The 9,777-nt window shown below is 37.0% G+C and carries 6 protein-coding genes and 1 pseudogene; 1 reads left to right on the top strand and 6 read right to left on the bottom strand.

From position 1 onward, the window contains the following. Positions 1-559: 559 nt before the first annotated feature. The 4 genes and pseudogenes from ACIQZA_RS19965 to ACIQZA_RS19950 all read right to left on the bottom strand — a co-directional run bounded on the left by ACIQZA_RS19965 (position 560) and on the right by ACIQZA_RS19950 (position 6,177). Positions 560-1,429 carry a GNAT family N-acetyltransferase gene (locus tag ACIQZA_RS19965; RefSeq protein WP_400940467.1) on the bottom strand — a complete coding sequence of 290 codons (870 nt, stop codon included), beginning with the start codon at positions 1,427-1,429 and terminating at the stop codon, positions 560-562. A gap of 437 nt (positions 1,430-1,866) precedes the next feature. Beyond that, positions 1,867-3,699, bottom strand: a complete 1,833-nt coding sequence (locus ACIQZA_RS19960) for an ABC transporter ATP-binding protein (RefSeq protein WP_402883473.1) — start codon at positions 3,697-3,699, stop codon at positions 1,867-1,869. Then, positions 3,699-5,420 carry an ABC transporter ATP-binding protein gene (locus tag ACIQZA_RS19955; protein WP_402883475.1) on the bottom strand — a complete coding sequence of 574 codons (1,722 nt, stop codon included), beginning with the start codon at positions 5,418-5,420 and terminating at the stop codon, positions 3,699-3,701. Before ACIQZA_RS19955 ends, ACIQZA_RS19960 begins: the two co-directional genes overlap by 1 nt. A 76-nt stretch (positions 5,421-5,496) precedes the next feature. Beyond that, positions 5,497-6,177 (bottom strand): annotated as a pseudogene (locus tag ACIQZA_RS19950) (DMT family transporter). A gap of 227 nt (positions 6,178-6,404) precedes the next feature. Between ACIQZA_RS19950 and ACIQZA_RS19945 the strand changes: the two are divergent. Beyond that, positions 6,405-8,426 (top strand): GGDEF domain-containing phosphodiesterase, encoded by a 2,022-nt coding sequence (locus ACIQZA_RS19945; RefSeq protein ID WP_142509725.1) that lies wholly within the window; start codon positions 6,405-6,407, stop codon positions 8,424-8,426. Between the two features lie 88 nt (positions 8,427-8,514). Here the strand turns inward: ACIQZA_RS19945 and ACIQZA_RS19940 are convergent, their stop codons facing one another. Both ACIQZA_RS19940 and ACIQZA_RS19935 read right to left on the bottom strand, forming a co-directional pair. Then, the gene (locus tag ACIQZA_RS19940) at positions 8,515-8,982 is read right to left on the bottom strand and encodes a threonine/serine exporter family protein (RefSeq protein ID WP_400940456.1); all 468 of its coding nucleotides are present in this window, start codon (positions 8,980-8,982) and stop codon (positions 8,515-8,517) included. A gap of 12 nt (positions 8,983-8,994) precedes the next feature. Further along, positions 8,995-9,747 (bottom strand): threonine/serine exporter family protein, encoded by a 753-nt coding sequence (locus ACIQZA_RS19935; RefSeq protein WP_400940453.1) that lies wholly within the window; start codon positions 9,745-9,747, stop codon positions 8,995-8,997. Positions 9,748-9,777 lie beyond the last annotated feature (30 nt).

Genomic DNA, 9,777 nt, shown 5'->3' with positions numbered 1-9,777 from the left:
TGATGTCCAAAATTTTGTTTCGTTCACTAACTCGAGGTTAGCTAGTAAAAACTTTATTGATTACGTTTTGCTTGTTCAGTTTTCAAGGTTCATTTCGTTGCCGTTTTCTCAGTAGCAACTTTTATATAATATCATGTCGTAAACTCTATGTCAACAACTAGTTTAGCTGTTTTTTAGTAGCTGTCTTAACGACTTGTATAATATTACACACTTAATTTAAAAACGTCAACACTTTTTTCTAAAAAAGTTTATAGTTTTTTACTCCATCGAGAAATTTCCTATTATAATGATTTTAAAAATAATATAATATTAAACTCATAATATGACATTAATTTAATGTTTTACAGTTATCTAAATTAGATATCATTATAAAATTATTTTGACCTTAAATTACGGACTCGAATGATGTTCCTCGGAATCTTCTTAGAAAGTAAGGTCTTCCCCATCCATTTACGTAGTTCGTCTATCTCTACCTGAAAATTTCACTTCCTTTTCACTGGTGTGTCTGGACTTCATTGCTGAACACAAAAAAGTGAGGAGCACACTCCTCACTCTTCACTTATTGTTTTACATAATAGTCTATTTGTTGAGCTTTCATAAAGCCGGCCTTCTCATAAACAGAAAGCGCCTTTCTATTGTCAATTTCTACATCGAGCATGACGAATTTAGCTTCAATTTTGCTCGCATAATCTTTGGAAAATGACAGCATTGCAGTACCAATTCCTTGCCCCTCAAAGTTTGGATGAACTGCCAATGCCGTTACCCATTGAATTTCATTTTCCTGGGCAGTCGTCACTGTTCCAACAATTTCTCCATCTTTACGGGCTATCCATAGCTTTCTTCCAGTAGTTGATGTATTAAAAGCGATTAGCTCTTTAGACTCTTCAGGTAGATCTCCAAACGCCGCACTATAGATGGCAATCAACTCTGCCTGTTCATCTGTATAAGGAATAATTTCGATATTATTCTTTAATTCTACTGACTCTGCTCTTGTTTCTAAAGTGGCCTCTGAGAAGCTATATGTGAAGCCTTTCTTTTCAATAAATGTGTGTCCAAAAGGCGATCCATCAATCACTACCGCCAATTGACCTTCTGCCCCACGCTCTTCGAGGCCAGCCTGTAAAGCTTCCACTAAAGCAGTTCCAATTCCCTTTTGACGGTACGTAGGTGTTACAACTAAAGACCATTCATATGTATGCAGTCCCATTAAATCTATTGCACTGGCTGCACCAACTAATACATCTTTGTCATCTTCATATGCAAGTACCATAAATCCCTTCGTTTCAAAGGAACCCGCCATAGGCAAACCCATAGCAGTCTCATATACACGATAATCATGTGTGGTCGCTTCTTCACACAATAATTTTAATTCATTTAATGTTTCTCCATCTAACGGAAAAGACACTGTCATCACTGAAATATTCATCATTTACTCCGTTCTTGTATCAGACTATTGCCCTATTGTAGCAAGAAAGAAAATAAGCTGGCAACAAATTATACTAACCACTTCTAATCATTTCTATTTATTAACAATTTTACTCCAAATATAGTGAAATTAAAAGGTTTTATATGATTTTCAACGGTTATAAACTGAAAATTACTAGAATAAGGTATGCATTTTTATACAACCCATTCATTTGCAGGCCCTATTTCCGCTGCCAGTGAGCATCTAGTTGCTCCCTCACCTAAAAGAAATATTCCCTCTTAGCCATTCATACTTAATTATACTATTTATCCCAATAAATTACATTTAAATTATAGAATAAAAATCAATACTTCAACTAAAAAAGAGCAATTCCAAATGTTCGAAATCACTCTTTTTTATACTGGATGAATGAGATTTATACCTACATCGTTACTTTCACACTACTCATCAAGATGATGAGATGAAGATTGTAACATCTGCGCATAAATACCACCTGATTCCATTAATTTTTGTTGAGGGCCTGCTTCAACTAACTCACCTTTGCGCATAACAAACACAATATCAGCATTGTGTACTGTATTTAAACGGTGAGCAATAACAAAGCTTGTGCGCCCCTGCATTAACACATCAAGAGCTTCTTGAATCGCAAGCTCCGTAACAGTATCAATACTACTTGTCGCCTCATCCAACAACAAAATTTTCGGATCAGCAATCAAAGCTCGTGCTATTGATAATAACTGCTTTTGACCTTGCGAAATTCCACTGCCATCTGCAGCAAGTACAGTGTCATAGCCATCCTTTAGCATCATGATAAAGTCATGTGCATTTGCACGCTTCGCCGCTTCCTCTATCTCTTCGTCACTAGCATCTAATCGACCATAACGAATATTTTCACGTACAGACGCTTCGAACAGAAACGGATCCTGTAACACAAAGGCCATTTGCGAGCGCAGTGCTTGTCGTTCTATTTGCTGAACGTTTACACCATCAAATAAAACCTCACCCTTTGATACTTCATAAAATCTTGCAATAAGCTGCAAGATCGTTGTTTTTCCTGCACCGGTTGCTCCAACCAGAGCTACCGTTTGTCCGGGCTCCACGTTAAAATTAATGTCCTTCAAAGTGTAAGCTTCCGCTGCTTGCTCATATTTAAAGTACACATGCCGAAAGCTAACTTGCCCTAATAGCTTATGCTCCCGTGCTGAAGCAGCTTCCTCCTCGGGCTGTTCATCCAGTAACGCAAATACACGCTCAGCACCAGCAATCGCTGACAGCACGGTATTAAATTGATTAGCCAAATCATTTAAAGGTCGTGTAAATTGCCTCGCGTATTCTGTAAAAATAACAATTACTCCGATTGATACATGCCCATAAAAAGCAAGTACACCGCCAATACCAGCTACAATTGTAAAACTCATATTGTTTAAAAAGTTCATGACCTTTGGTATATACCCTGAATATGTCTGCGCCCAAAAGCCAGTACTTTTTAAGCGTAAACTTTTTTCGCGAAACTCCGCTTTCATGCGTTCCTCTTGTGAGAAAGCTTTGACAATCCGTTGGCCCGAAATCGTTTCTTCAATCATGCCATTCAGAGCTCCTATGGCCGCTTGCTGCTCCTTAAATAATGGTGCGGTTCTTCGTGTGATCCAACGCATCGCCCAAAACATAACCGGTATAATGGTCATCGTTAATACCGTTAGTAAGGGGCTTAAACTTAGCATGATAATCACTGTTCCTGTAAGCGTTACTACACTAGAAAACACTTGGATAAAGGAGCTATTTAATGTTGAGCTAACTGCTTCAATATCGTTCGTCATCCGACTCATTAATTCTCCATGCTGACGACGATCAAAAAAGGTAATCGGCAGTCTTTGGAAATGAGCAAAGACACTCGTTCGTAATCTATATATGGTTTGTTGGGCAACACCAATCATCCAATAGTTTTGCAAAAATAATGATATTGCTAATAGAGCATAAATGCCGATTAACAGCATAATCCCTTTTTCAAGTCCTGTAAGCTCTCCATGCGTTACGTACATGTCAATCATTTTACCAATTAAATACGGTCCAAGAAGAGACAAGATGGAACTCGCCAAGACAAGTAACAGCACAATAATTAGTAGTACACGTTGTTCATCGACTATTTTCCATAAACGTAGTAGTGTTCTTTTCCAATCTGTTGCGCGAGGTCTCTTCTTTTTCTTAACAACTTGCTTCACACCATCTTTCGTTAAAATCGGCTCATAGCCAAAAGGCTTTTGGAAAAATCTCATTATTCCTCCACCTCCTGTTGAGAGATTGCGATTTTTTTATAAAGCACTGACGTTTGTAAAAGCTCTTCATGCGTCCCATATGCAACCACTTTTCCTGCATCAATGAGTAAGATGCGACTTGCACCTTTAGCTGTCCGAATTTTTTGAGTGACTACTAGCATTGTTGCTTGTTCTTCACTCAAAGCCTCCCATAATGCCTGCTCCGTTTTAACATCAAGTGCACTTGTACTATCATCAAGCATTAATATATGCCCTTTTCTTAATAACGCTCTTGCAATCGATAATCTTTGTTTTTGACCGCCTGAAAGATTAACACCCTTCTGACCGACTTTTGTCTCGTAACCATTCGGGAAATCCTCCACAGAAGCATGAATTTGTGCTTGCATTGCAGCCTGCAGCACTGCATCCATTTCAGCCTCTGCATCGCCCCAACGAACATTATCAGCAATGCTTCCTGTAAATAATAACGATTGTTGTGGAACATAGCCGATGATTTCACGCAGCTCTTGTAAATCCCATTGCTGTACTTCTTTCCCCTCTACTACTATTTTACCTTCAGTCACATCGTAGAAACGTGGAATAAGCTGTAACAACGTAGATTTCCCTGCACCTGTTGCCCCCATAATGGCAAGCTTTTCACCAGATTTCACTTGGAAGCTTACATTGGATAGTACAGGCGAGTCTTCCCCAGGATAAGTAAAGCTAACATGCTCAAAAGCCAATTCTCCAAAATTCAAGCCTTTAGACGTTTTCTCTGCAGATGATGGTAGCTCAATCTCATTCTTAGTTGAAAGAACTTCTGCCATACGCTCTGCGGAGGCTTTTGCACGCGCATAAAAAATAATAATAAAGGCAAACATCGAAAACGAGCCTGTCATACGCATTGCATAATTGACAACGGCAACTACATCTCCAAGCGGTGTTGTACCTGAAGCTATTTGTTTTGTCCCAAACCACAGTACTGCAAGCAGACTCATATTCATGATGAATAACAGCACAGGCATAATATACTCCATTGTGCGTAAAGCCTTTACAGTATCTATTTTTAAGCGTGAGGCAACTTCATCAAAACGAGATGCTTCATACGCACCACGTAAATAAGCCTTCACTAATCGTATAGCCTGTAAATTTTCCTGTAGTACACGATTCAAACGATCCATTCTTTTTTGCACAAGTCCAAAATAAGACACACCTTTTGCCACCATAAAAATAAGAAAAATCAAAATAATCGGTGCGCCAATAACTAAAAACAACGCTAATTTAGCATTTACTACAAAGGCCATAACGATGCTGCCAACAACGGCAAGTGGTGCACGAAGCATAATACGCAAACTCATAAACAGCACCGTCTGAACTTGCGTTACATCATTCGTTAACCTTGTAATAAGAGAAGCTGTTGAAAATTTTTGATAAGTGGTTAATGTAAAGGATTGTATTTTTTCAAACAATGCATTTCGTAAATCATAGGAGAAACTCTGTGCTGTATGCGATGAAAAATACGAATTAACGACACCGGCTATAAAGGCTACGAACGATAAGCCAAGTAAAACAATTCCCCATTGCCAAATCATCCCTTGATTTTGAGCTCGTACTCCATCATCTATGATTTTAGCCATGATAAGTGGCTGAGCGAGCTCCACAAACAATTCCAACAGCATTAAGCATAACGCGATAAATGCAGTCCATTTATAAGGCTTCACATAGGAAAAAATTTCTTTCATATTCTTCCCCCTTATTATTAGAAAGGAGTTCCACAAATTTCAAATATAGTGAATAACTCCTATACAGATAGTATTTTTACGCTTTTTCTTCACCTACAGAAAGCCATGTTAAATAAACAAGCATAACGAAGACATCAACTAATTACCAAAACCTAAATACGATAACTGAAATAACCATTGCTGTAGCGGTTTAATACTAGAAATCATACTTGTTTCTACTTAAAATAGCACAAAAACAACAGATTTGACTCCAAATGCAACAATTAATCTCTAATGTAAATCCTCCTATAAGCATTCCCCTTACGGCAACAAGTAGTACACTTCATTCTTTTATCAAACTTGCAGGGTACAATGTGTAGAAGGCAAACGTAAGACCAAGCGCTACTCCCCAATAAGGCTTTACTACTAACTAATAAATCGTCAAATGAAGCATTCGTTAGTAGGAGGGGCAAACCTATAAGTGTACCAATAATCCCTATCACTTGATATTTCGATGGCCATTTCTTTAAACTAAGAGAGACATAGGCAACAACAAATATCGGTGCTAGAAACTGTAATAAAGTAGAAAATACATAGAGAAGCCCAGTTTAAGATAGCCACGTCCTGTGGCAATTTAACAGTAGGTGTTAGGACACCCACTGAATGAAGATAAATATGTAGGTAATTAAATACCTGCAAACAATAACGAAATGGAAACCATCAATGGCGTATTGTTGAGTAACAACTCCATTTAAGGTCCGGGTTCTCCCCATATCATCGCACAGGAGACGATTAATACTATTTTTTTCAATCTTTCTAATAATTCTAGATCCCTATATTCATACTAAAAAATGTTATTTTTCTTCAATTTTTTCCTTATTCCTAACTAAAAAAGTCCCGAAATTTTTTATTATCAAATATTTACAATCATATTCATAATGACTAATTCCCGATAATTAACTATAATAATAGTATATATAGATTACTCAAGGAGATCGAATAATCATGAGTCATATGCAAAAATCATTTACGATCGATGAACATTATTTAAATTCACTTCCTTTTCCTGCTATTGTCATGAATCAAGATGGACAAGTTATAAATTTGGGAAAGCTTGCTGAACAGCTATTTGATTTTTCAGATACTACTATTAAAGAACATACCACTTTATTCATTCATGAAAATTTACTACGTCAGCTTTCATTAGAAACCTTTCAAGCTATTATGCAAAATAATGACAGCACGTATATCAATCAAATTCAATTAAAAACGTATACAAATGAAGAAATTACAACAGCGCTACTAGCTAAACCATTTACTGAACAAGGAAAGCATTTCGTTCTTATGATGTTCATGCTACCAGAGTTAATGATTAATTCTGTCTCAAGTAGCAGCACTCTCGTAGACTTAAAAAAGGGATTAGACTCGACATTTATGACAGTAACACTTGATCATGATGGGTTCATTTTAGAATGTAATAATGAATTTCTAAAAACGAGTCAATGGACACCAAAACGCGTGATTGGTAAAACATTTTGGCAATTATTCCCCGAAAATAAAGAAAGTGAAAAAATCACAAATACCATCTGGCGGAATTTAAACATTGGCCAAACGTGGCAAGGTGAAGTCGAAAAAGTTACAAAAGCGGGTCAATCTTATTGGGTACTACTAACAGCTATCCCTACATTTAATATCGAAACAAATGAGCAACAATTTTTATTAATTGAAAAGGATATCACCAAGTCCAAGTCAATTCAACATCAGCTGGAAAAAATCGCTTATATTGATACAGAAACTGGTCTGATGAATGCACATCGACTTGAAAAAGTGATTTCCAATATGATTGAGGATGAAAGAAACTTTTCTTTTGTCTATTTAAGTATTGATAAATTTTATACATTAAAAGAGTTACATGATCAGCAAATCGGTCAAAGTCTTATTGTAGAGTTTACAAATCGTATAAAAATGTACTTCCAAGATAGTACAATGGCACGTATTAACGAAAATGATTTTGTCGTGATTACACCATTAAGTGAATGGTTTATTCAAGGCTTCCTGTCTTACTTACAACAACATCCAATTTATAACAGTAATGTTGCTGTCCCTATTTCTATTAGTGGCGGAATTACACGTTATCCAGAGGATCAAACTACATTCTCCCAACTAATGAAGGCATCCATTGCTACTATTACAACTGTCCGTGAAGCAGGTGGCGATAAAATCGTCTCACTATCCAAAGCAACACATAAAGCATTAAATCGTAAAGCTTTAATTGAAAAACGTTTACTTCAGGCTCTTGACCAAAAAAATCTAAAAGTCCTCTATCAGCCGCAAATTGATGTTTATACAGGTAAAATTACAGCTGTAGAAGCACTAGTTCGTTGGGAAGATGAAGTAATTGGCGTTGTTTCACCAGATGAGCTTATTCCAATCGCTGAGGAAACTGGTCTTATTAATAATATCGGTTCCTTTATGCTAGAAAAAGCTTGTGAACAGGCGCTAATCTGGCAAAAAGCTGGTCTTGGTTTAAAAGTATCCATTAACTCTTCTGTACGCGAATTCCGTGATAAAAACATGGCAAAGTCAATCCTTGGAACTTTGGCAAAAACCGGCTGTCCTGCAAGCCTTATTCAAATTGAAATCACTGAGAAATTTGCGCTAGAAGCAGAAGCCGCTACCTTTATCACACAGCAAATGCGTAAGCTTGAAAATGAAGGTATTGCCTTTATACTAGATGATTTCGGTACCGGGTATGGTTCATTTAGATATATGCAAATTCTACCAATAGATACATTGAAAATCGATAAAACATTTACAAGTTCTTTATTAAAGTCCGAAAAAACGCAAAAGCTAATGCACGGTATGGTGCAACTCGGAAAATCTATGGAACTTAAAGTTGTAGCAGAAGGTGTCGAAACTGCTGAACAAGCGGATCTTTTGATTTCTTATGGCTGTGATGCTATTCAAGGTTACTATATTAGTAAACCAATTCACGCAGAGGAAATTGAAGCATTACTAGTTAAATAGTAAATTTGAAAAAGGAGGTTACGTTTAAAACGCAACCTCCTTTTTTATATTTGTTCTATCCGCCGTGCTCTTACATTTGATGAGTGTCTTATTTCTTGTAGACCTTTTGGAATGTCGCTTTACTGGTACGTACAGAACGGAAAATAAGCTGTATTAGTACCTCTGCAAACACAAGTCCTATAACGATGGCACCTGTAATTAAAAATGCCTTTAATCCATACTGTAGCCCTTGTATATAATCATCCTCTACAATATTTCTCATTGCATTATAAGCCATACCTCCCGGAACTAACGGGATAATACCGCCGACAATAAAAATAATCATTGGCATTTTGAAGCGCCGAGCATATAAATGGGAAACGATAGCAATTATGAAAGAACTAAAGAATGAGGCATATACTACATCCATGCCATGTTCTGTTAGAATGAAGTAAATCATCCAGCCTACTACCCCAACAAAACCACAATAAACTAGATTTCTTCTAGGTACATTAAAAATAATTGCGATACCTGTAGTCGCAAAAAAACTAAGAATCAACTGTACGATATAGTCCATGTCGTCTGCCTCCTAAAACGATAGAGTGACAGCAATAGCTGCACCGATTGCAAAAGCTGTTAAAAAGGCCTCTACACCCTTCGCCATCCCCGACATAAAATGACCTGCTATTAAATCCCGAACTGCATTCGTGATCAAAATACCTGGTACTAGTGGCATAACGGAGCTAATAACAATTTTATCTATTTCTGTACCATGGCCATATTTCACTGAAAAGACAGCTATAGACCCTACTACTAAAGAAGCTGTAAATTCTGCGAAAAATTTCACTCTTGTTAAATCATTTATCAATAAAAGCACTAGGAAGCCTAATCCCCCTGCTAAACATGCAAAAAGGAAATCAGACCATCCTCCCTTAAACATTATAAGGAAACAACCACTCGCAAGAGCCGCTGATATGACTTGAATATATATTGGTAAAAAATAATTTGTTTTTTGTATCGACTTTAGCTCGTCATAAGCTTCTTCTAATGTTATCATGTGAGATGTGAGTCTCCGAGATACTGAATTTACCAAGGCTATTTTTTGCAAATCTGTTACCCTATTGGAAATTGATGTAATTCTCGTCGGCTGTGTCTTGCCTAACGAAAAAATGATCCCTGTAGGTGTAGCATAACATTGCGCATCCAGCATATTTTGAGAATGTGCCATGCGTAGCATTGTATCCTCCACACGGTATGTTTCTGCACCACTTTCAATCATAATTCGACCTGCAAGCAATAAGCAGTCAATCGTAAATTCATTGTCCACTTCATGTAAAACCATTACAGTTATCAGCCTCCTTTAAAGGGTTCC

The sequence above is a fragment of the Lysinibacillus sp. NPDC096382 genome, from assembly GCF_044762845.1.
GTDB lineage: Bacteria > Bacillota > Bacilli > Bacillales_A > Planococcaceae > Lysinibacillus.
Note: the sequence above shows the minus strand (reverse complement) of the source record. Positions and strands in the feature narration are given on the sequence as shown.

Bases quoted from the DNA above. Each gene is read 5' to 3' on its own strand.
- ACIQZA_RS19935 (WP_400940453.1), bottom strand. From the start codon at position 9,747: ATGGTTTTACATGAAGTGGACAATGAATTTACGATTGACTGCTTATTG.
- ACIQZA_RS19960 (WP_402883473.1), bottom strand. From the start codon at position 3,699: ATGAGATTTTTCCAAAAGCCTTTTGGCTATGAGCCGATTTTAACGAAA.
- ACIQZA_RS19940 (WP_400940456.1), bottom strand. From the start codon at position 8,982: ATGGACTATATCGTACAGTTGATTCTTAGTTTTTTTGCGACTACAGGT.
- ACIQZA_RS19945 (WP_142509725.1), top strand. From the start codon at position 6,405: ATGAGTCATATGCAAAAATCATTTACGATCGATGAACATTATTTAAAT.
- ACIQZA_RS19955 (WP_402883475.1), bottom strand. From the start codon at position 5,420: ATGAAAGAAATTTTTTCCTATGTGAAGCCTTATAAATGGACTGCATTT.
- ACIQZA_RS19965 (WP_400940467.1), bottom strand. From the start codon at position 1,429: ATGATGAATATTTCAGTGATGACAGTGTCTTTTCCGTTAGATGGAGAA.